The sequence below is a fragment of the Enterobacter sp. RCC_40 genome (assembly GCF_041360735.1).
Classification (GTDB): domain Bacteria; phylum Pseudomonadota; class Gammaproteobacteria; order Enterobacterales; family Enterobacteriaceae; genus Enterobacter; species Enterobacter ludwigii.
Genome location: NZ_JBFUPR010000003.1, coordinates 435968 through 457638 on the forward strand (window position 1 = coordinate 435968; position 21671 = coordinate 457638).

A 21671-nucleotide genomic window follows, 5' to 3' on the forward strand; every position below is an offset into this window, starting at 1 on the left:
CACCGTACGCTAACCTTCACTCCGCTAAACTACTTGCCTGCTAAGGAGAGAGTGATGCTGGGATGGGTGATCGCCTGCCATGATGAACAGGCGCAGGATATGCTGGATAAACTGGAGGCCAGATTTGGTCCGCTGGCGCAATGCCGTGCGGTTAACTACTGGCGTGGATTGAGCACCAACATGCTCAGCCGCATGATGTGCGATGCCCTGCATGAAACCGACACCGGTGACGGCGTCATCTTCCTGACCGATAAATCCGGCGCGGCACCTTATCGCTCTGCGGCATTGTTGAGCCACAAGCACGACAACTGTGAAGTGATATCAGGCATTAACTTTTTGCTGCTGGAATCCATGTATCCCTTCCGGGAAACCTTAAGCAGCGCTGAATTCCGTCATGCGATCGTCGACAAAAAAGTGGCCGGCGTCAGCAGCCTGTGGCATCAGCAGCAAAAAAATCCTCCCTTTGTCTTGCTCCATGATTTGTATAAGAATTAAACATTGGTATTGATGCTGCTTTTGTTACAATGGTGGCTGATTTTTCGTGTCGATTAATATTCCATGTTCATGCGCGTTGTGTTCCTTCTGTTGCTGCTGGTTTCCGGCGGCGCATCTGCCAGCCTGATCGCTCAGCAAGGGCTTCCCGCCCGATATATGCAAACCACCGAAGATGCGGCTATCTGGGCGCAAGTAGGTAACAATGTGGTCAATGTCGGCAATATTCGTGCCGGGCAAATCCTGGCCGTCGTCCCCACATCCGCTGATTACTACGAGTTTCGTTTTGGCTTCGGCACGGGCTTTATTGATAAAGAGCACCTGGAAGACGTGCAGGGCAAACAGCGCGTGGAAGACAGCCTTGGCGATTTAAATAAACCGCTGAGTAACCAGAACCTGATAACCTGGAAAGACACGCCTGTCTTTAACGCCCCCAGCAGCGGAAGCGCCCCTTTCGGCACGATGAGCGCTAACCTTCGCTACCCCATTCTGAATAAACTTAAAGACCGTCTGAACCAGACCTGGTATCAGATCCGCATCGGCAATCGTCTGGCGTGGATCAGCAGCCTGGATGCGCAGGAAGATAACGGCATCCCGGTCCTGACCTATCACCATATCCTGCGTGATGAAGAGAACACCCGTTTCCGACATACCTCCACGACCACCAGCGTGCGTGCGTTCAGCAACCAGATGACCTGGCTTCGCGATCAGGGCTATACCACGCTGACGATGGCTCAGCTTGAAGGGTATGTGCGTAACAAAATGAACCTGCCGGCGAAGTCTGTGGTGATCACCTTTGATGACGGGCTGAAGTCGGTGAGCCGCTATGCGTATCCCGTCCTCAAAGCGTATGGATTCAAGGCGACGGCGTTTATCATCTCGTCGCGTATAAAACGTCATCCGCAGAAGTGGGCGCCGAAATACCTGCAGTTTATGAGTGTCTCTGAGCTTGAGCAGATCCAGGATGTGTTTGATATCCAGTCTCATACCCACTTCTTGCATCGGGTGGACGGCAATAAACACCCGATCTTACTGAGCCGTAGCCATCACGTGATTTTGTTCGATTTCGCGCGTTCACGCCGGGCGCTGGCGCAATTTAACCCGCACGTGCTCTATCTCTCTTATCCGTTTGGCGCCTATGATGACAAAGCGGTAAAAGCAGCGAATGACGCAGGGTTCCACCTGGCGGTGACAACGGTAAAAGGCAAAGTGAAGCCCGGGGACAATCCGTTCCTGCTTAAGCGACTGTATATTCTAAGGACGGATTCGCTGGAGACGATGTCGCGGCTTATCAGTAATCAGCCGCAGGGATGAGGTGAGAGAAGGCTGTGAACGGTTCACAGCCTTCAGGATATCAGGCAACCTGGACCGGAATGGCTTTCGCGGTGCGTTTCATTTCGTTGTCGCCTTCGAAGTACGCCACTTTTGGCTGCCAGCGACGGGCTTCTTCGTCAGACATCATCACGAAGCTGGCGATGATGACGATATCACCGACGTCGGCACAGTGAGCGGCAGCGCCATTCACAGAGATAATTCTGGAGCCGCGTTCCGCCGCGATCGCATAGGTAGAGAAGCGCTTACCGTTATTCACGTTCCAGATATCAATGGCTTCGTTTTCAAGGATGCCCGCTGCATCAAGAAAATCCTGATCAATGGCGCAGGAGCCTTCATAGTGCAGGTCGGCCTGAGTGACTTTCACACGGTGAAGCTTACCTTGCAGCATTTTGCGAATCATTACGTTTACCTTTAATCATCATGCGTTAACCCCCGCGAACGAGGGGAGGTAGAGAGTTATGCCAGCTCAACCACTTTATTGTCGATAAGGCGTGCCTGACCGAGCCATGCAGCCACCAGAAGCACCGCGCGCTTGCTGGTATCGGTCAGCTCAAGCAGCGTATCGGCATCACGGATTTGGATATCGTCAGCGCGGAAGCCTTTGTCGTTCAGCGCCTGTTCGGCGAGGGCAACGATCTCTTCTGCACTCAGCTCTTTAGCCACAAGCTGTTCCGCCATGGTATTCATGACCTTGCTCAATCCCGGCGCGATTTTACGCTCATCCGCGGTAAGGTACCCGTTACGGGAACTGAGCGCCAGACCGTCTTTGGCACGCACAATCGGCACGCCCACGATCTCAATATCATAACCCATGTCGGCGACCATCTTACGGATCAACGCCAGCTGCTGGAAGTCCTTCTCACCGAAGCAGGCAACGTCGGGCTGCACCAGGTTAAACAGCTTGCTGACGATGGTTGAAACGCCGCGGAAATGGCCCGGACGGCTGGCACCTTCCAGCATGGTTGAAATGCCCGGCACGTCCACGTAGGTCGCGTCCTCGGTCCCCTGCGGGTAGACGTCTGCAGGTGCCGGAGAGAAGACAATGTCGGCGTGGCGTTTTTTGAGTTTTTCGCAATCTTCCTGCAGGGTGCGCGGATAGCGCGCCAGGTCGTCGGCACGGTCAAACTGCATGGGGTTCACGAAGATACTGACCACCACGATATCTGCACGCGCTCTGGCTTCATCAACAAGCTTCATATGGCCGTCATGCAGGTTACCCATCGTGGGAACCAGTGCGATACGTTTACCTTCCTGACGTGCACGACGGATATGCTGGCGAAGCAGCGGCAGGGTTTCAATGATTAGCACAACAAGACTCCTTAATGGAAACTGTGTTCTTCACCCGGGTAAACACCGGATTCAACGTCGGCAATATACTGCCGCACAGCAGCACGCATGTCGCCTGCTTCTGCCAGGAAATTTTTGGCGAATTTAGGGATATGACCGCCGGTAATACCAAAAGCGTCGTGCATCACTAAAATCTGACCGTCGGTAACGTTGCCTGCGCCAATGCCAATCACCGGAATCGACAGCGCCTCGGTGATGCGTTTTGCCAGTTCAACCGGCACACACTCCAGCACCAGCAGCTGTGCGCCAGCGGCTTCCAGCGCCAGGGCATCCTCAAACAGTGTCTGTGCTGCATCACCGCGGCCCTGCACCTTATAGCCGCCAAAAATATTGACGGATTGCGGCGTCAGACCCAGGTGGCCGCAGACCGGCACGGCACGTTCGGTGAGCATTTTCACGGTCTCTGCAAGCCAGGCTCCGCCTTCGATTTTGACCATATTGGCCCCGGCACGCATGACGGTTGCCGCATTATCGAACGCTTGCTCTGGCGTCGCGTAGGCCATAAAAGGCAGATCGGAAAGCAGCAGACAGGCAGGTGCTCCGCGGCGCACGGCACGGGTATGGTAGGCAATATCTTCGACCGTCACCGGCAGGGTGGAATCATGGCCTTGTACCGTCATCCCTAACGAATCTCCGACCAGCATGACAGTGATACCCTCTTCGGCAAAAAGCTTAGCGAAGCTGTAGTCATACGCAGTAATGGTGGCGAAGCGTCTCTTTTCCTGTTTGCATTTCTGCAGTAAGGAGATGGTGGTTGGTTTCATACTGTTTCCTGATAGCCCAAAAGCGAATCTTTGCGCATTCTAACAGTAACATTTGAGGGAACAATGATTTTAGGCAACCGATTAACCACAATTCAGTGAGGGTTAACCGGTAAAAACGCGGATCACCAGCGGGCCGGTTTTTCTGCGTCGAGGCTTTCCAGCACTGCCTTCAGCGCGAGGCCGTCAGGGAAGGTGAGGTCAGGGGCAACGTCGAACAGCGGCCAGAGCATAAAGCCGCGATTTTTCATGTCGTAGTGCGGAACGGTGAGACGGGGGGTGTTAATCACCTCGTGGCCAAACAGCATAATGTCGAGATCGAGGGTGCGCGGCCCCCAGCGTTCGGCTTTGCGTACGCGGCCCTGCTGCAGTTCGATTCGCTGAGTATTATCCAGCAGCGTGTCGGCATCCAGCGCTGTGTCCAGCACCACGGCGGCATTCAGGTAATCAGGCTGATCCTGTGGCCCCAGCGGCGGTGTCCGGTAGAAAGAAGAGACCGCCACAATACGGCTTTGTGGGATTTCACCCAGCGCCTGAACGGCAGCATTAACCTGCTCCAGCGGAGAGGCCAGATTGCTGCCGATGGCAATGTACGCCAGGGTCATGCCGTACCTTCACGGCGCGGCGCACGTTTGCGCGGACGACGGTGGCGACGACGCGGCGTCGGTTCGTCATCGAGGTCGACGAGCATATCTTTCTGCTCTGGCGGTGCTGAAACCTGGAATTCGCCCCACCACTGCGCCAGACGCTGCAGTTCCTGGTTCCGTTCAATTTCAGCACGCAGAGACAGTAAATCGAACGCAGCGCGGAATTTAGGATGCTCCATCAGCTTCCAGGCGCGTTTACCCTGACGACGAGACATGCGCAGTTGAAGCTGCCAGATATCACGCACCAGCGTCGTAATACGTTTTGGAATGGCGAGTGTGCGGCAGGCTTCATCCAGCACGTCATTTGCGGCCAGCGCAAACGCATCGTAGTAGGCCAGACCGCTTTCCTGCGCAATTCTCTGCGCTGCTTCCAGCAGCGGATACCAGAACATCGCGGCAAACAGGAACGCCGGGTTCACACGCATATCGTTGTGAATGCGGGTATCGGTATTCTTCAGCACCTGCGCAATCATGCGTTCCATTGGGCTGTCACCGTTTTCGGTAAAGCAGCGCGTAATGGTCGGGAACAGGGGCTGGAAAAGGCTGTATTCGCGTAGCAGCTTGTAGGTTTCGTAGCCGTAACCGGCCTGCAGCAGCTTCAGCGCCTCTTCAAACAGACGGGCTGGCGGCACGTCGTTAATCAGCGTCGCCAGACGCGGTATCGGCTCTGCGGTTTCCGGGCTGATGCGCATTGACAGTTTGGCGGCGAAACGTACGGCGCGCAGCATACGCACCGGGTCTTCACGATAACGCGTTTCTGGCGTGCCGATCAGGCGAATCAGACCGTCTTTCAGGTCCTGCATGCCGCCGACGTAATCACGGACGGTGAAATCTGCCACGCTGTAGTAAAGGCTGTTGATCGTGAAATCGCGACGCTGGGCATCTTCTTCGATAGAACCGAAGATATTATCACGCAGCAGCATGCCGTTCTGGCCGCGCTGGGAGGTGGTGCGATCGGATTCGCCCGCTTCGTGGTGACCGCGGAAGGTCGCCACTTCAATAATTTCCGGCCCAAACATGACGTGAGCAAGACGAAAACGACGGCCAACAAGGCGACAGTTACGGAATAATTTGCGCACCTGCTCTGGCGTGGCGCTGGTCGTCACGTCGAAATCTTTTGGTTTTTTTCCCAGCAGTAAATCACGCACCCCACCGCCAACGAGATAGGCCTCGTAGCCTGCTTTATTCAGACGATAGAGCACCTTGAGGGCATTTTCACTGATATCTTTGCGGGAAATATTGTGCTGCTCACGTGGAATAACCGACATGCGGTTTTGCGCAATAGCGTCGTTCGCCATGCTCTCTTCGCGGCTTAGCACTTTACGGCAAAAATTAGCGACTCGGGTAAAAATAGTACACCTCGTAGTGTGTTTTGTTATGAAAAAAGCGGCTAATCATAGCTCAGCGCAACGCATTTGAGAATGCTGGATTTTTGGCACGGTCGTCAGCGTCCAGTTGGCGATCGCCATTTTCAGCAGTTCGTCAATTCGCAAATCCTGCCATTCGTTGGTTACATTCTGGTTGAGAAATCGCAGCGCGTCGATCAAAACAGGGCGCGGATCGCCGTCTGGCAGGGCGGGCGCATGATTTTGTTTTGACAGTTTAAAGCCCTGTTCATTGACCGCCAGCGGCAGATGAATGTAATCCGGCGCGTTCCAGCCAAACTGGTGATAGAGCGATATTTGTCGCACGGTAGGTTCCACCAGGTCAGCCCCGCGCACAATTTCCGTCACGCCCTGGAAATGGTCATCAACCACTACCGCCAGGTTATAGGCGAACAAGCCGTCACGGCGGTGGATAATAAAATCTTCGCGTGCAAGACGTTCATCCGCATGGATCTCGCCGGAGAGTAAATCAGTAAAGTGCGTCACCGGGGCATGCTGCTTTATGCGCACGGCGGCCAGTTCTGGGCCGTTATTGCGCGTGCGGCAGTGGCCGTCATAGACGCCACCCACGCTCTGAATACGCGCGCGGGTGCAGGTGCAGTAGTAGGAGAGCCCTTGTGCGTGGAGCCACGCCAGGCGTTCCCGGTAGGCATCATGTCGCCTTGACTGCCAGAGGACGTCGCCGTCCCAGTGAAGACCGTAATGTTCCAGCTGACGCAGAATGGTATCTGCTGCACCGGGAACTTCACGCGGAGGATCAATATCTTCAATGCGGACCAGCCATTTACCGTGACGGGCGCGAGCCTGCAGGTAGCTGCCGAGGGCGGCAATTAATGAGCCGAAGTGTAATTCACCAGAAGGGGATGGCGCGAAGCGCCCAATATAGTGTGATTCAGACATATCAACAGTAACAAGGCGGGAGAAACTCCCGCCTTTGGAGTGTGTAAACAGCGCTGGTATTAACCGGCCATCTGTTTTTCGCGGATTTCTGCCAGCGTTTTACAGTCGATGCACAGATCGGCGGTTGGACGCGCTTCCAGGCGACGAATTCCGATTTCAACACCGCAGGATTCGCAGTAGCCAAAATCTTCGTCTTCGACTTTTTTCAGCGTTTTTTCGATCTTTTTGATCAGTTTGCGTTCGCGGTCACGGTTACGCAGTTCGAGGCTGAACTCTTCTTCCTGAGCGGCACGGTCTACCGGGTCCGGGAAGTTAGCAGCTTCATCCTGCATATGAGTAACGGTGCGATCGACTTCATCCCTGAGTTGATTACGCCATGCTTCAAGAATACGCTTGAAGTGCGACAGCTGGGCTTCGTTCATATACTCTTCGCCCGGCTTCTCTTGATACGGCTCCACCCCAGCGATGGCGAGAATACTCAGGGACGATGTTTTACGGTTTTGCCCTTCTTGCATGTTGCTTCTCCTTAACACGCACTATCGATCCCCGTGTTGGGGGAAAAATCAGGTCGCTATAAATAGCAGATGCTTTTCCGTATGGCAATTATCTAAACGTAACACTTGACAAGCCTGTGAGGAAAAGCGTATTTGCGCACGCGGCCAGAACACTTAATAGTCAATCGTCTAATCCCTTATAAGACAATGGGAAGAGAGGATCTCAGAGTCATATTATCGGCAGAAAGTTCCGCTTTATAAGCCAAAACCTCCACCCCCTGCTTTTGTGCCTCATTCAACAATTGCGCGTATTTGAGATCAATATGGCGGGCTGGAGAAAATCGTTCAATGGCTGAATGTAAAACCGCAAACAGCAATACGGCGCGTTTGCCCGCCGCCGCAACACTCATCAGCTCCCGCAGATGCTTCTGCCCCCGTAGCGTGACCGCATCCGGGAAGTAGCCGTTTTCCTGTTCCGCTAACGTCACTGATTTTACTTCAATATAGCACTCGGGCCGGTCTTCCGCCTGTAACATGAAGTCAATTCTGCTGCTTTCATCGCCATATTTAACTTCACTTTTATGCGTGCCATATCCCACCAGTTCGGGCAGGGTGCCAAGGGTCAATGCTTCCTTAACTAATTGATTGGCGCGCAGGGTATTCACGCAAATAAATGCCCCGTTTTGCGTCTCGGTCATTTCCCAGGTATGGGCATATTTGCGTTTAGTATTTTCTGAAGTGGAATACCAGACCGTGTCACCCGGCGTCGCACAGCCGGTCATGGCACCGGTGTTCGGGCAGTGCAGCGTGAGCTGTTCACCTTCGGGGGTGATCACATCAGCGAGAAAGCGTTTGTAGCGTTGAACCAGCGTGGCGTGCTGCAGGGCAGGACTAAACTTCATCAGAATTCCTTAGGGTATCGCCCAGCGACCAGCGCTGTAGCGGCGTGTAACGGGTGCGTCCTTGGGTAAAGACCGATTCGTAAAGCGCGAAAGTATTGACCTCAACGTCCCAGTGAAAGCCGGGTGGCGGAATGGCAACGGCCTGACCGGCATCGCGTAGCAGGGTGATATGCGGATGAAACGGCTGCGGACTCTGGTAACATCCGCTGCGAGCCGCCTGGGCGCGCAACATGCTGGCAAGCTGTAAAAGCCCGCGGGGCGGCTGGCGCGTGCCCAGCCAGACCACGCGTGAGCGCAGCCACTGGCCCGCGTCGTCGAGGTGCAGCGTAAACGCCGGCTGAGAAATGCGGCCAGCCATTGCTGCCAGCGCGCGCTGTTTTTCGGCGCTGACATCGCCCAGAAAGGCCAGCGTCAGGTGCAGGTTTGCCGCCGCGATCGGACGGCCTGCGTCCTGGGGAAAATGGCTGGCTCGCCAGCGAACGATTTTTCGCTGCAGCGTGGAGGGCAATTCTATGGCAAAAAACAGCCGTTTCGACTCAGACATACAGGGGACTCGGTAATGGTATGCGCCGATGCTACAATGTACGCCGACTAATGTTAACCCTCTGGAGCTGTTAGTGTCCTCATTGCCGGTCGCCGTCGTCCTTCCTGAGCTTCTTGCTGCCTTACACCATGCCCCGCAGGTTTTACTTAACGCCCCGACGGGCGCAGGTAAATCCACCTGGCTGCCGCTGCAGATCCTCAAAGAGGGCACTGTCCGCGGGAAAATTATCCTGCTGGAGCCGCGCAGGCTGGCCGCACGGAACGTGGCGCAGCGCCTGGCGGAACTGCTTGGTGAAAAGCCGGGCGAGACGGTGGGTTACCGTATGCGCGCCGAAACCTGTGTTGGCCCGTCCACGCGCCTTGAGGTGGTGACCGAAGGGATCCTGACCCGCATGCTGCAAAACGATCCGGAGTTAAACGGCGTCGGGCTGGTGATTCTGGATGAATTCCACGAGCGTAGCCTGCAGGCAGATCTGGCACTGGCGCTGTTACTTGATGTTCAGCAAGGGCTACGCGACGACCTCCGGTTGCTTATCATGTCCGCTACGCTGGATAACGAGCGACTGCAGCAGACGTTGCCCGACGCGCCGGTTATCGCCTCCGAAGGCAGAGCATTTCCCGTTGAGCGTCGCTATCAACCGTTGCCTGCCCATCAGCGTTTTGACGACGCGGTAGCCATCGCAACCGCCGAATTGCTCCGCCAGGAATCGGGATCGCTATTGCTTTTTTTGCCCGGCGTGGGCGAGATCCAGCGCGTGCAGGACCAACTGGCTTCCCGGGTGGGAAGTGACGTGCTGCTTTGCCCGCTCTACGGCGCGCTGTCGCTGGCGGATCAGCGTAAAGCAATCCTGCCCGCGCCCGCGGGGCAGCGTAAAGTGGTGCTGGCAACCAATATTGCCGAAACCAGTTTAACCATAGAAGGCATTCGCCTGGTGGTGGACAGTGCGCAGGAGAGGGTGGCGAGCTTTGACGCGCGCACCGGGCTGACTAAACTGCTGACGCAGCGCATAAGCCAGGCGTCGATGGTTCAGCGAGCAGGCCGTGCGGGACGTCTTGAGCCCGGTATCTGCCTGCATTTGACCAGCGCGGAGCAGGCTGAACGCGCTGCACAGCAAAGCACGCCGGAAATTTTACACAGCGATCTGGCGGGGCTGGTGATGGATCTTCTGCAGTGGGGATGCCCGGATCCGGCACAGCTGACCTGGCTTAATCCTCCACCCGCCGCGAACCTTGCTGCTGCCCGGGCCTTACTGAACCGCCTGGGGGCGCTTGATGGTGAGCGATTGTCATCCCGCGGGCAAAAAATGGCCGCGCTGGGCAATGACCCTCGCCTGGCGGCGATGCTGGTGGCCGCGCAGGGGGAAGATGAAATTGCTACGGCGGCGAAACTGGCGGCTATTCTTGAGGAACCACCACGCGGTGGCAGCAGCGATCTGGCGCAGGCCTTTTCCCGCAATCAGGGGAACTGGCAGCAGCGGGCGCAGCAGCTTTGCCGGCGACTTAACGGCAAAGCCGGGTCGCCAGACAGCGCGGCTATCGCGCCTCTGTTAGCGCAGGCGTTTCCCGACAGGATCGCACGTCGTCGCGGTCTGGACGGGCGATATCAACTGGCCAATGGCATGGGTGCGATGCTGGACAGCGATGACGCCATGACGCGTCACGAATGGCTGATTGCGCCGTTACTGTTACAGGGTAGCCACTCCCCGGACGCGCGTATTTTACAGGCTATCGCAGTGGATATTGATGCCCTGACGCGTGCCTGTCCGCAGTTGGTCCAGCAATCCGATACCGTGGAATGGGATGAGGCTCAGGGCACGCTGAAGGCGTTTCGTCGCAGCCAGACAGGTAAACTGATCCTCGGCACCACGCCGCTGGCAAAACCGTCGGAAGAGGTGCTGCATCTGGCCATGCTGAACGGCATCCGGGACAAAGGGTTAGGGGTGTTGAACTGGACGCCAGAGGCGGAACAGTACCGTATTCGTCTTCACTGTGCCGCACGCTGGCTACCGGAGTATGACTGGCCCGCGGTCGATGATGAGACATTGTTGGGCTCGCTGGAACGCTGGCTGCTGCCGCAAATGCACGGTGTACACTCGCTGCGTGCGCTAAAAGCGCTTGATGTTAAGGTCGCGTTACAGAATTTACTGGACTGGTCATTACGTCAACGTCTGGATAGTGAACTGCCAGGGCATTACACTGTGCCGACCGGAAGCCGGATTGCCATTCGTTATCACGAGGATAATCCTCCGGCGCTGGCGGTACGTATGCAGGAAATGTTTGGAGAGGCCACCACGCCTTCTGTGGCGCAAGGGCGCGTCTCTCTGGTGCTGGAGCTGTTGTCGCCAGCCCATCGCCCGTTACAGATTACCCGCGACCTGGGGGCATTCTGGGCGGGGAGCTACCGTGACGTGCAAAAAGAGATGAAGGGGCGGTATCCCAAACATGTCTGGCCGGACGATCCGGCAAATACAGCACCGACACGACGGACGAAGAAGTATTCGTGACGGGGGTGGCTGGGAACGTGCGGCTTGATGCCCTCACCCGCAGGGTGCGGGAGAAAATACTAAAGACGTTCCTGTCTGGAAGGTCTTGCTGTTTACTTTGAGAGATTTCTTCTTTCACAGGCCAGTGGAAGAAAAGAGAATCGGGCCCTTGCGCCTGAAAGTTGCGGAGAAAAAGCATGGCGGGGAATGACCGCGAGCCAATAGGACGTAAGGGAAAACCAACGCGTCCGGCGAAAGAAAAGGTAAGCCGTCGTCGCCTCAGAGATGAGGATTATGACGATGACTATGAAGACGATTATGAGGATGAAGAACCGATGCCGCGTAAAGGGAAAGGCAAAGGGCGTAAGCCTCGGGGCAAGCGCGGCTGGTTCTGGCTGCTGCTGAAGCTGTTCATTGTATTTGTTGTGCTGATGGCGATTTACGGCGTCTATCTGGATCAGAAGATCCGTAGCCGTATCGACGGAAAAGTCTGGCAACTGCCTGCGGCGGTGTATGGCCGCATGGTGAACCTTGAGCCAGATATGTCCATCAGCAAGAACGAGATGGTGAAACTGCTGGAAGCCACCCAGTATCGTCAGGTGTCGAAAATGACGCGTCCTGGCGAATTTACCGTGCAGGCGAAAAGCATTGAGATGATCCGCCGTCCGTTTGATTTCCCGGACAGCAAAGAGGGCCAGGTGCGTGCGCGTCTGACCTTTGACGGCGATCGTCTGGACACCATCGAGAACATGGATAACAACCGTCAGTTCGGTTTCTTCCGTCTCGATCCGCGTCTGATCACCATGCTCTCGTCGGCGAACGGCGAACAACGTCTGTTCGTTGCCCGTAACGGCTTCCCGGACCTGCTGGTTGATACCCTGCTGGCAACCGAAGACCGTCACTTCTATGAGCATGATGGCATCAGCCTTTACTCGATTGGCCGTGCGGTGCTGGCTAACCTGACCGCCGGACGGACGGTGCAGGGGGCGAGTACGCTGACCCAGCAGCTGGTGAAGAACCTGTTCCTCTCCAGTGAACGCTCTTACTGGCGTAAAGCCAACGAAGCGTACATGGCCGTACTGATGGATGCGCGTTACAGCAAGGATCGTATCCTTGAGCTGTACATGAACGAGGTGTACCTCGGTCAGAGCGGGGATAACGAAATCCGCGGCTTCCCGCTGGCAAGTCTGTACTACTTTGGTCGTCCGGTGGAAGAGCTGAGCCTTGACCAGCAGGCGCTGCTGGTGGGCATGGTGAAAGGGGCGTCCATTTATAACCCGTGGCGTAACCCGAAACTGGCACTGGAACGTCGTAACCTGGTGCTGCGTCTGCTGCAACAGCAGCAGGTGATTGACCAGGAGCTGTACGACATGCTGAGCGCACGTCCACTCGGCGTTCAGCCGCGCGGTGGCGTGATTTCGCCTCAGCCTGCGTTTATGCAGCTGGTGCGTCAGGAGTTGCAAAGCAAGCTCGGTGATAAGGTGAAAGATCTCTCCGGCGTGAAGATCTTTACTACCTTCGATTCCGTGGCGCAGGAAGCCGCTGAAAAAGCTGCGGTGGAAGGCATCCCGGCGCTGAAGAAACAGCGTAAGCTGAGCGATCTTGAAACCGCGATGGTGGTGGTTGACCGTAACACCGGCGAAGTTCGCGCCATGGTGGGCGGTGCTGAGCCGCAGTTCGCAGGCTACAACCGTGCAATGCAGGCGCGACGTTCGATTGGTTCACTGGCAAAACCGGCAACCTATCTTACCGCCCTGAGTCAGCCTAACCAGTATCGCCTGAATACCTGGATTGCCGATGCGCCGATTTCCCTGCGCCAGCCTAACGGCCAGGTATGGTCTCCGCAGAACGACGATAAACAGTTCAGCGGCCAGGTCATGCTGGTGGATGCGTTGACCCGCTCGATGAACGTGCCAACGGTGAACCTGGGTATGGCGCTCGGTCTGCCGGCGATTGTCGACACCTGGCAGAAACTGGGTGTGCCGAAAGATCAGCTCCATCCTGTTCCGGCGATGATCCTGGGGGCGCTTAACCTGACGCCGATCGAAGTGGCTCAGGCCTTCCAGACCATTGCCAGCGGGGGTAACCGTGCACCGCTCTCTGCCCTGCGTTCGGTGATTGCTGAGGACGGCTCCGTGCTGTATCAGAGCTTCCCGCAAGCGGAACGTGCCGTGCCAGCGCAGGCGGCCTATATGACGTTGTGGACGATGCAGCAGGTTGTGCAGCGGGGGACCGGACGTCAACTGGGTGCGAAGTATCCGGGCCTGCATCTGGCAGGTAAAACTGGGACCACCAACAACAACGTGGATACCTGGTTCGCCGGTATCGATGGCCGTGAAGTGGTGATCACCTGGGTAGGCCGCGATAACAACCAGCCAACCAAACTGTACGGTGCGAGCGGGGCGATGTCGATTTACCAGCGCTATCTGGCGAATCAGTCTCCGGTACCGCTGAATCTGGTGGCGCCGGAAGATATTGTCGATATGGGCGTGGACGGTTCCGGTAACTTTGTCTGTGGCGGCGGTATTCGTACCTTGCCTGTCTGGACCACCAACCCGGATTCGCTGTGCCAGCAAAGCCAGCCAGAGCAACCGACGGGTAACCCGTTCGAGCAGTCTTCTCAGCCTCAGCAGCAGCCGCAACAACAGCCGCAGCAGCAGAATGAGAAAAAAGACAGCGACGGTGTCGCGGGCTGGATTAAAGATATGTTCGGCGGTAACTAACGCTTCACATCCCCCCGAAAGGGGGGATTTTTTTACCTGTACTTTCCATTTCCATAACCCTCGTTTTCATTCTGATTAACCCTTCGTTTTCTCTTGTTTATTTCTTAAACCCTTAATTCTCGTAGGGCTGCTTACTGCTTGCTATGCAGCCAGCGTTTCGCATATTATTCTGCGGTCATAATAATAATTCTCGTTTACGTTATCATTCACTTTTCCATCAGAGATAAACATGGCGCTTTCCAATACTGCTCAGCCAATTCACACGTCGCTGCGAAAAATCGCGGTCGTCGTAGCCACAGCGGTTGCCGGCATGTCTACGTATGCACATGCGGCTGAAACCCAGAAAAAAGAAGAAACCATCACCGTCACTGCCGCGCCTGCCGCCCAGGAAAGTCCGTGGGGGCCTGCGCCAACGATCGCAGCAAAACGCACGGCAACGGCGACCAAAACCGATACCGCGATTGAAAAGACCCCGCAGTCTATTTCCGTGGTAACGCGTGATGAAATGGAACGCCGCCAGCCAGCGACCGTAAAAGAGGCGCTGGGCTATACGCCGAGCGTGTTTGCGACCCGCGGCAGCTCCACCACCTATGATGTGGTCTCAATTCGTGGTTTTACCGCGCCTTCGACGGTGAACACCAACCAGTATCTCGATGGCATGAAGCTGATGGGGAATAACTACTCCGAAGCTTCCATGGATCCGTACTTCCTTGAGCGCGTAGAAGTGATGCGCGGACCTACGTCTGTGCTCTACGGCAACAGCAATCCAGGCGGTATCGTCAGTATGGTGAGCAAACGCCCACTGACCGAGCCGCTGAAAGAAGTCCAGTTTAAAATGGGGACCAATAACCTGTGGCAAACGGGCTTCGATTTCAGTGATGCAATCGATGAAGATGGCGTGTGGTCGTACCGCCTGACCGGTCTTGGCAGTAGTCAGAACGCACAGCAGGAGATGTCAAAATCAACCCGCTATGCGATTGCGCCCTCCTTTAGCTGGCGTCCGGATGACAAAACCGATTTCACCTTCCTGAGCAATTTCCAGAACGATCCGGAAGCGGGCTACTACGGCTGGTTGCCACGGGAAGGGACCGTGGTGCCATACCGTGACGCAAACGGCAATGAGCATAAGATCCCAACCGATTTCAACGAAGGTGAAGCGGATAATAAGATGGCTCGTCGCCAGCAGTTGATTGGTTACAGCTTCTCGCATCAGTTTGATGACACGTTCACCGTGCGTCAGAATCTGCGTTACGCAAAAGTGCATACGCTCTACCGCTCTGTTTACGGCAATGGCTACGCTGAGCCTGGCAAGATTAACCGTGCTTACGTGCGTTCAGATGAAGATCTGAATATGTTCACCGTGGATACTCAGCTGCAGTCGACATTCGCGACGGGCGCCGTAGACCACACGTTGCTGACGGGCGTTGATTACTCGCGTATGCGTAATGATATCAATGCGCTGTACGGTTCCGCCGACCCTATTGATATCCAGAACCCGGATTACGGCAACGCGAACATCAACACCAACCTGCCATGGTCTAACTATTCCGTCGTTAACCGTAATGAACAGACCGGGCTCTATGCTCAGGATCAGGCGGAGTGGGATAAGTGGGTGCTGACGCTGGGCGGACGCTACGACTACGTGATGGCTTCAACGCTGACGCGCGGTACGGCCGATTCGCTGGCTGAAAACCACGACCAGGCTTTCACCTGGCGCGGGGGGATTAACTATCTCTTTGATAACGGTATCTCGCCTTACTTCAGCTACAGCGAGTCGTTTGAGCCGGTATCGGGCGCCGATCGTAACGGCACACCGTTCGACCCCTCCCGCGGTAAGCAGTATGAAACGGGTGTGAAATACGCGCCGAAAGACCTGCCGGTTGTGGTCACCGCGTCGCTGTTCCAACTGACGAAGGATAAAAACCTGACGGCGGATCCGAACGATCCAACGAATACTCACAGTATCCAGACCGGTGAGATCCGTTCTCGCGGTTTCGAACTGGAAGCGAAGGCAGCGGTTAACGCCAATATCAACGTGACCGCGGCGTACAGCTTTATTGATGCTGAGTACACCCATGACAGCACCTTTGAAGGTAAACGTCCGGCGGAAGTGCCGCGTAATCAGGCGTCATTGTGGGCAGATTACACCTTCACCGACACGGCCTTAAGCGGCCTGACGATTGGTGCCGGTACCCGTTACATCGGTAACACGGTGAGCTACTACTCAAGCGGCGACAAAAAAGATCAGCCGTTTAACGTCGCGAGCTACACCCTTGCCGATGCGATGGTGAAATACGATCTGGCCCGTCTGGGTCTGCCGGGGTCATCTGTGGCGGTGAACGTGAATAACCTGTTCGATCGGGAATATGTCTCCAGCTGCTACAAGGATTATGCATGCTACTGGGGTGCTGAACGTCAGGTTGTCGCCACCGCGACCTTCCGCTTCTAATCTCTCTTCGGGCACGGTTCGCCGTGCCCTTTTTATTTAAGTTGGCCGATATGCAGGATAATCAAACGCAATCCGACACCACCTTCACGCTCAATAATCTCTCCTTTCGCGTGCCCGGACGCACCCTGCTGCATCCGCTCTCTTTGACCTTCCCGGCAGGTAAAGTGACAGGCCTGATTGGTCACAACGGCTCTGGTAAATCAACGCTGCTCAAAATGCTTGGCCGCCATCAGCTGCCGTCAGAAGGCGATATCCTGCTGGACGGTCAGCCGCTGGAGAGCTGGAGCAGTAAAGCCTTTGCCCGCAAAGTGGCGTATCTGCCGCAGCAGTTGCCGCAGGCGGAGGGGATGACCGTGCGTGAACTGGTGGCGATTGGGCGTTATCCGTGGCACGGCGCGCTTGGCCGTTTCGGCGTGGCCGACAGAGAGAAAGTGGAAGAGGCGATTGCGCTGGTGGGGCTAAAACCGCTGGCCCACCGTCTGGTAGACAGCCTGTCAGGAGGGGAACGTCAGCGCGCGTGGATAGCAATGCTGGTGGCCCAGGACAGCCGCTGCCTGCTGCTCGACGAACCGACCTCTGCGCTGGACATTGCCCATCAGGTCGACGTGCTTGCGCTGGTGCATCGTTTAAGCCAGCAGCGCGGTCTGACGGTTATCGCGGTCCTGCATGATATCAACATGGCCGCGCGTTACTGCGATTACCTCGTTGCCCTGCGCGGCGGTGAGATGATCGCCCAGGGGACGCCATCTGAACTGATGCGCAGTGAAACGCTGGAACACATTTACGGTATTCCAATGGGGATTTTGCCTCACCCTGCCGGGGCTGCACCGGTGAGCTTTGTGTACTGATGCTGGATTCTATGTTGATGAGTCGCCGTCGTCTGCTGACGGCAATGGCGCTTTCACCGCTGCTGTTAAAAATGAATACCGCGCGTGCGGCTGCGGTCGATCCACACCGCATTGTGGCGCTGGAATGGTTGCCGGTAGAGCTGATGATGGCGCTGGGCGTTACGCCCTATGGTGTGGCGGATATTCCCAACTACAGGCTATGGGTGAATGAGCCGAGGCTACCGGACTCGGTAATCGACATCGGCCTGCGCACCGAGCCAAATCTCGAACTGCTCACCCAGATGAAGCCGTCATTCCTGTTCTGGTCTGCAGGTTACGGCCCGTCAGAAGAGACAATGGCACGGATTGCGCCCGGCCGTGGTTTCTCCTTCAGCGACGGTAAAAATCCGCTGGCGATGGCGAAAAACTCCCTCCACGAGATGGCACTGTTCCTTAACCGTGAGGTTGAGGCCAAAAAACATCTCGACGATTTTGATGCCCTGATTAACGCCCTGAAGCCGCGTTTTGCTCACCGGGGCGATCGCCCGCTGCTGATGGTGACGCTGCTGGATGCCCGCCATATGCTGGTCTTTGGGAAAAACTGCCTGTTCCAGGACGTGCTCGACAGTTTTGGTATTCGTAATGCCTGGGAAGGAGAGATGACCTTCTGGGGCAGCACCGCCGTGGGGATTGACCGTCTTGCGGCATTTCGCGATGTCGATGTGTTGTGCTTTGACCACGGCAACGAGCGGGAGATGCAAACCCTGATGGCGACGCCGCTCTGGCAGGCGATGCCGTTTGTGCGTGAAAAACGGTTCCTGCGCGCACCTGCGGTATGGTTCTACGGCGCGACGCTTTCTGCCATGCACTTTGCCCGCGTGCTGGACAACGCGCTGGGAGGCCAGGCATGAGTAAGCGTATTGCCCGTTTCCCGGCACTGTTACTTTGCCTCATTTTCCTGTGCGCGCTGGCATTGACCTGGTTCAATCTGTCGACGGCCTTACCGCGCGACCAGTGGCGTGCGGCGCTGGTGACGCCAGATATCGATAATATTCAGCAAATGCTGTTCCACTACAGTCTGTTGCCGCGCCTTTCGATTTCGCTGCTGGTCGGTGCGGGATTAGGGCTGGTGGGCGTTTTATTCCAGCAGGTACTGCGTAACCCTCTGGCCGAGCCGACGACGCTTGGCGTGGCGACCGGGGCACAGCTTGGGATCACGATTACCACACTCTGGGCGTTGCCTGGGGCATTGACCTCGCAGTTTGCTGCCCTCGCCGGTGCGTGTGTGGTGGGCGCGCTGGTATTCGGCGTCGCCTGGGGCAAACGTCTCTCCCCCGTCACGCTTATTCTTGCGGGGCTGGTGGTAAGCCTGTACTGCGGCGCGATTAATCAGCTGCTGGTGCTGTTCCATCACGATCAGCTGCAGAGCATGTTCCTCTGGAGCACCGGTACGCTCACCCAGACCGACTGGAGCGTCGTGCAGCGTCTGTGGCCGCAGCTCGCCGGTGGCGTCGTGTTGACGCTGCTGCTCTTGCGCCCGCTGACGTTGATGGGTCTTGACGATGGCGTGGCGCGTAACCTGGGGCTGGCGTTGTCGCTGGCCCGTCTGGGGGCGCTGACGCTGGCAATTGTGCTCAGTGCCCTGCTGGTAAATGCGGTAGGCATCATCGGGTTTATCGGGCTATTTGCGCCGCTGCTGGCAAAAATGCTCGGTGCGCGCCGCCTGCTGGCGCGCCTGATGTTAGCCCCGCTGATTGGCGCGTTGATCCTCTGGCTTTCCGATCAAATCATTCTCTGGCTGGCACGCGTCTGGATGGAAGTGTCTACCGGTTCGATGACGGCGCTTATCGGTGCACCGCTGCTGCTGTGGCTGCTGCCGCGTCTGCGCAGTATCAGCGCGCCAGCGATGGATGCTGGCGATAAGGTCTATGCTGAGCGCCAGTCAGTGCTGGGGTTCAGCCTTGCCGGGCTGGCAGTGCTGATTGTTATCTCATTTGCCGCGCTCGCTTTCGGACGCGATGCGGTGGGCTGGCACTGGGCGTCTGGGGATCTGCTTAACGAACTCATGCAGTGGCGCTGGCCGCGCATTCTCTCGGCGTTAATCGCCGGGGTTATGCTGGCGGTGGCGGGCTGTATTATCCAGCGTCTGACCGGTAATCCGATGGCCAGCCCGGAGGTTCTGGGTATCAGTTCTGGTGCCGCCTTTGGCGTGGTCCTGATGCTGTTCCTGGTGCCGGGAAATGCCTTCGGCTGGTTGATGCCTGCCGGGAGCGTTGGCGCGGCGGTGACGCTGCTGATCATCCTCATTGCCTCCGGGCGTGGCGGGTTTTCCCCTCACCGGATGCTGCTTGCCGGGATGGCGCTCAGCACGGCATTTACTATGCTGCTGATGATGCTGCAGGCGAGTGGCGATCCGCGTATGGCCAAGATCCTGACCTGGATCTCCGGTTCAACGTACAGCGCCACCGCCAGCCAGGTCGTGCATTCCGGGATTGCAATGATCGTATTGCTGGCGATGGTGCCGCTGTGTCGTCGCTGGATGACCATTCTGCCGCTGGGCGGCGAGACCGCGCGTGCGGTGGGGATGGCCCTGGCGCCGTCCCGTATCGGGTTACTGCTGCTGGCCGCATGCCTCACGGCAACGGCCACCATGACCATCGGCCCGCTGAGCTTTGTCGGCTTAATGGCGCCGCACATTGCCAGAATGATGGGCTTTCGTCGCACGATGCCGCACATTGTGATGTCGGCGCTGACGGGGGGCGTAATACTGGTGGTTGCCGACTGGCTGGGGCGGATGGTGTTGTTCCCGTACCAGATACCTGCCGGGTTGCTGTCGACGTTTATCGGTGCGCCGTACTTTATCTATTTGTTGAGAAAGCAAAGCAGGTAGAAGGACGGTGGGGTATTGCCCTCTCCGGGTGGAGAGGGCAGCAGAACGTTTCTGTCTTACAACTTCGCAAAGACCCGGCGCGCAGCATCAATAGTCTTATTGATATCGTCTTCGCTGTGCGCGACGGACATAAAGCCTGCTTCAAACGCGGATGGTGCCAGGTAGACACCTTCTTCTAGCATCAGATGGAAGAAGCGCTTGAAGCGTTCAACGTCACACTTCACCACATCCTGATAGCAGGTCACGGTTTTCGCATCGGTGAAGAAAATCCCGAACATCCCGCCAACGTGGTTTACCACCAGAGGAATACCGGTTTCTTGCGCGGCCTCCAGCAGGCCGTTGGCCAGTTGAGTTGTCAGGTCGGTCAGGGTTTCGTGAATACCCGGCTGCGCGACTTCGGTCAGACAGGCGAAACCTGCGGCCATCGCAATGGGGTTGCCGGAAAGGGTGCCCGCCTGGTAGACCGGGCCAGTCGGCGCCAGCGCTTCCATCACCTCTTTACGTCCCCCGAATGCACCGACAGGCATGCCGCCGCCGATGATTTTGCCAAGGCACGTCAGGTCCGGCTCTACGTCGTAGTAAGACTGTGCCCCCGCCAGCGCGACGCGGAAGCCGGTCATCACTTCGTCGATGATCAGCAGAGCGCCAAACTCATCGCACAGGGCGCGCAGACCCGGCAGGAACTCCGGCTGCGGAGGAATGCAGTTCATGTTGCCTGCGACAGGTTCAACGATGATGCAGGCAATCTCCTGCGGATACTGCTCGAAGGCTGCCCGAACGGTGTTCAGATCGTTATAGGTGCAGGTCAGGGTATGCTTCGCAAAGTCAGCCGGTACGCCCGGTGAGTTCGGCTGACCGAGGGTCAGCGCGCCGGAGCCGGCTTTTACCAGCAGGCAGTCCGCATGACCGTGGTAGCAGCCTTCAAATTTGATGATCTTGTCACGGCCGGTAAAGCCACGTGCCAGGCGGATCGCGCTCATGGTGGCCTCGGTACCGGAGTTCACCATACGCACCATGTCCATTGTCGGGACCAGTTCGGTGACCAGTTCCGCCATTTTCACTTCCATCTCGGTTGGCGCGCCGAAGCTCAGGCCGCGCTGGGCGGCTTCAATCACCGCATTGCGGATAGCAGGATGGTTGTGACCCAGCACCATCGGACCCCAGGAGCCGACATAATCGATATAGGCTTTGCCATCGACATCATACAGATACGCGCCGTCAGCACGTTCGATAAACAGCGGCGTACCGCCTACGCCGGTAAAGGCGCGAACAGGCGAATTCACGCCACCTGGGATAAGCTCGCGGGCTGCACTGTAGAGGTTTTCAGACTTGCTCATGGCGTCGTTCCTGGTTCGTATAAAATGATTAAGCACACTATTCTAAGTGATCCTCGGAAGGTAATGAAATTTTTGCCCCCTTTCATGCCCAAACAATTGTTAAGTATTTTTCACGGGATGATATTACGCACTCTGGTAAAATCCCTGCGGTTATTT

General features: G+C 56.7%; 18 protein-coding genes. 8 read left to right on the forward strand and 10 right to left on the reverse strand.

The features are described 5' to 3' along the window. The first annotated feature begins 54 nt into the window (after positions 1–54). A complete protein-coding gene (locus AB6731_RS14310) occupies positions 55–495 on the forward strand; it encodes a PTS sugar transporter subunit IIA (protein WP_025205377.1) in 441 nt (146 codons plus the stop codon). Between the two features lie 63 nt (positions 496–558). After that, complete coding sequence (locus AB6731_RS14315) at positions 559–1806, forward strand: polysaccharide deacetylase family protein (protein WP_014168671.1); 1248 nt, start codon at positions 559–561, stop codon at positions 1804–1806. Between the two features lie 40 nt (positions 1807–1846). Here the strand turns inward: AB6731_RS14315 and panD are convergent, their stop codons facing one another. The 9 genes from panD to thpR form a co-directional block, all read right to left on the reverse strand. Next, the gene (gene panD / locus AB6731_RS14320; RefSeq protein ID WP_014168672.1) at positions 1847–2227 is read right to left on the reverse strand and encodes an aspartate 1-decarboxylase; all 381 of its coding nucleotides are present in this window, start codon (positions 2225–2227) and stop codon (positions 1847–1849) included. Positions 2228–2283: 56 nt separating this feature from the next. Then, the gene (gene panC, locus AB6731_RS14325; RefSeq protein WP_025205376.1) at positions 2284–3135 is read right to left on the reverse strand and encodes a pantoate--beta-alanine ligase; all 852 of its coding nucleotides are present in this window, start codon (positions 3133–3135) and stop codon (positions 2284–2286) included. A gap of 11 nt (positions 3136–3146) precedes the next feature. After that, positions 3147–3938: a 3-methyl-2-oxobutanoate hydroxymethyltransferase gene (gene panB, locus AB6731_RS14330; protein ID WP_020882599.1), complete on the reverse strand. Its 792-nt coding sequence runs from the start codon at positions 3936–3938 to the stop codon at positions 3147–3149. Positions 3939–4060: 122 nt separating this feature from the next. Next, positions 4061–4540 (reverse strand): 2-amino-4-hydroxy-6-hydroxymethyldihydropteridine diphosphokinase, encoded by a 480-nt coding sequence (folK, locus tag AB6731_RS14335; RefSeq protein ID WP_014168675.1) that lies wholly within the window; start codon positions 4538–4540, stop codon positions 4061–4063. Then, positions 4537–5934 carry a polynucleotide adenylyltransferase PcnB gene (gene pcnB / locus AB6731_RS14340; protein ID WP_071605427.1) on the reverse strand — a complete coding sequence of 466 codons (1398 nt, stop codon included), beginning with the start codon at positions 5932–5934 and terminating at the stop codon, positions 4537–4539. The genes folK and pcnB overlap by 4 nt, the downstream gene beginning before the upstream one ends. Before the next feature lie 42 nt (positions 5935–5976). Further along, positions 5977–6867 (reverse strand): tRNA glutamyl-Q(34) synthetase GluQRS, encoded by an 891-nt coding sequence (gene gluQRS, locus AB6731_RS14345; RefSeq protein ID WP_014168677.1) that lies wholly within the window; start codon positions 6865–6867, stop codon positions 5977–5979. A gap of 59 nt (positions 6868–6926) precedes the next feature. After that, a complete protein-coding gene (gene dksA / locus AB6731_RS14350) occupies positions 6927–7382 on the reverse strand; it encodes an RNA polymerase-binding protein DksA (protein ID WP_001155232.1) in 456 nt (151 codons plus the stop codon). A 176-nt stretch (positions 7383–7558) separates the two neighbouring features. Then, positions 7559–8263, reverse strand: a complete 705-nt coding sequence (gene sfsA / locus AB6731_RS14355; protein WP_014168679.1) for a DNA/RNA nuclease SfsA — start codon at positions 8261–8263, stop codon at positions 7559–7561. Continuing rightward, positions 8253–8807: an RNA 2',3'-cyclic phosphodiesterase gene (gene thpR, locus AB6731_RS14360; protein WP_014168680.1), complete on the reverse strand. Its 555-nt coding sequence runs from the start codon at positions 8805–8807 to the stop codon at positions 8253–8255. The genes sfsA and thpR overlap by 11 nt, the downstream gene beginning before the upstream one ends. A 73-nt stretch (positions 8808–8880) precedes the next feature. Between thpR and hrpB the strand changes: the two genes are divergently transcribed. From hrpB to fhuB, 6 genes are all read left to right on the forward strand, one after another. After that, positions 8881–11310: an ATP-dependent helicase HrpB gene (hrpB, locus tag AB6731_RS14365; RefSeq protein WP_079231399.1), complete on the forward strand. Its 2430-nt coding sequence runs from the start codon at positions 8881–8883 to the stop codon at positions 11308–11310. A 176-nt stretch (positions 11311–11486) separates the two neighbouring features. Continuing rightward, entirely contained in the window at positions 11487–14012 is a 2526-nt protein-coding gene (mrcB, locus tag AB6731_RS14370; protein WP_149376208.1) for a bifunctional glycosyl transferase/transpeptidase, read from the forward strand. 229 nt (positions 14013–14241) lie between these two features. Beyond that, the gene (gene fhuA, locus AB6731_RS14375; protein WP_014168684.1) at positions 14242–16461 is read left to right on the forward strand and encodes a ferrichrome porin FhuA; all 2220 of its coding nucleotides are present in this window, start codon (positions 14242–14244) and stop codon (positions 16459–16461) included. Positions 16462–16511: 50 nt separating this feature from the next. Then, the gene (gene fhuC, locus AB6731_RS14380; RefSeq protein WP_041162431.1) at positions 16512–17309 is read left to right on the forward strand and encodes a Fe3+-hydroxamate ABC transporter ATP-binding protein FhuC; all 798 of its coding nucleotides are present in this window, start codon (positions 16512–16514) and stop codon (positions 17307–17309) included. Then, positions 17309–18199 carry a Fe(3+)-hydroxamate ABC transporter substrate-binding protein FhuD gene (fhuD, locus tag AB6731_RS14385; protein ID WP_014168686.1) on the forward strand — a complete coding sequence of 297 codons (891 nt, stop codon included), beginning with the start codon at positions 17309–17311 and terminating at the stop codon, positions 18197–18199. The genes fhuC and fhuD overlap by 1 nt, the downstream gene beginning before the upstream one ends. Beyond that, positions 18196–20178 (forward strand): Fe(3+)-hydroxamate ABC transporter permease FhuB, encoded by a 1983-nt coding sequence (gene fhuB / locus AB6731_RS14390; RefSeq protein ID WP_371006495.1) that lies wholly within the window; start codon positions 18196–18198, stop codon positions 20176–20178. Before fhuD ends, fhuB begins: the two co-directional genes overlap by 4 nt. Positions 20179–20234: 56 nt before the next feature. On the opposite strand, the gene hemL is transcribed toward fhuB, so the two are convergent. Next, positions 20235–21515, reverse strand: coding sequence for a glutamate-1-semialdehyde 2,1-aminomutase (gene hemL, locus AB6731_RS14395; protein WP_032681635.1), 1281 nt, complete (start codon positions 21513–21515; stop codon positions 20235–20237). Between the last annotated feature and the right edge of the window lie 156 nt (positions 21516–21671).

Coding starts and splice junctions, on each gene's coding strand:
- AB6731_RS14310 (WP_025205377.1), top strand. CDS start 55: ATGCTGGGATGGGTGATCGCCTGCCATGATGAACAGGCGCAGGATATG.
- AB6731_RS14315 (WP_014168671.1), top strand. CDS start 559: ATGTTCATGCGCGTTGTGTTCCTTCTGTTGCTGCTGGTTTCCGGCGGC.
- panD (WP_014168672.1), bottom strand. CDS start 2,227: ATGATTCGCAAAATGCTGCAAGGTAAGCTTCACCGTGTGAAAGTCACT.
- panB (WP_020882599.1), bottom strand. CDS start 3,938: ATGAAACCAACCACCATCTCCTTACTGCAGAAATGCAAACAGGAAAAG.
- folK (WP_014168675.1), bottom strand. CDS start 4,540: ATGACCCTGGCGTACATTGCCATCGGCAGCAATCTGGCCTCTCCGCTG.
- gluQRS (WP_014168677.1), bottom strand. CDS start 6,867: ATGTCTGAATCACACTATATTGGGCGCTTCGCGCCATCCCCTTCTGGT.
- dksA (WP_001155232.1), bottom strand. CDS start 7,382: ATGCAAGAAGGGCAAAACCGTAAAACATCGTCCCTGAGTATTCTCGCC.
- sfsA (WP_014168679.1), bottom strand. CDS start 8,263: ATGAAGTTTAGTCCTGCCCTGCAGCACGCCACGCTGGTTCAACGCTAC.
- thpR (WP_014168680.1), bottom strand. CDS start 8,807: ATGTCTGAGTCGAAACGGCTGTTTTTTGCCATAGAATTGCCCTCCACG.
- mrcB (WP_149376208.1), top strand. CDS start 11,487: ATGGCGGGGAATGACCGCGAGCCAATAGGACGTAAGGGAAAACCAACG.
- fhuA (WP_014168684.1), top strand. CDS start 14,242: ATGGCGCTTTCCAATACTGCTCAGCCAATTCACACGTCGCTGCGAAAA.
- fhuC (WP_041162431.1), top strand. CDS start 16,512: ATGCAGGATAATCAAACGCAATCCGACACCACCTTCACGCTCAATAAT.
- fhuD (WP_014168686.1), top strand. CDS start 17,309: ATGCTGGATTCTATGTTGATGAGTCGCCGTCGTCTGCTGACGGCAATG.
- fhuB (WP_371006495.1), top strand. CDS start 18,196: ATGAGTAAGCGTATTGCCCGTTTCCCGGCACTGTTACTTTGCCTCATT.
- hemL (WP_032681635.1), bottom strand. CDS start 21,515: ATGAGCAAGTCTGAAAACCTCTACAGTGCAGCCCGCGAGCTTATCCCA.